At 61.7% G+C, this 282-nt stretch carries 1 protein-coding gene; it reads left to right on the forward strand.

What is annotated here, in order from left to right; translation table 11 throughout:
• The coding region (locus tag AC0L20_RS40860) for an ABC transporter permease subunit (protein ID WP_473295801.1) at window positions 1–282 on the forward strand (282 nt) is incomplete at both ends.

Genomic DNA, 282 nt, shown 5'->3' on the forward strand with positions numbered 1-282 from the left:
GTGTACGTCGAGCTGATCCGCAACACGCCATTTCTGGTGCAGCTGTTCTTCATCTTCTTCGGCCTGCCGTCGCTGGGCTTGAAAATCACGGAGTGGCAAGCCGCCGTGCTGGCAATGGTGATCAACCTGGGTGCCTATTCCACCGAGATCATCCGTGCCGGCATCCAGGCCATACCGCGCGGGCAACTGGAAGCCTCAGCGGCCTTGGCAATGACGCGCTTCGAAGCGTTTCGCCACGTGGTACTGCTGCCGGCACTGGGTAAGGTGTGGCCGGCCCTGAGC

The sequence above is a fragment of the Bradyrhizobium sp. Kon58 genome (assembly GCF_055807455.1).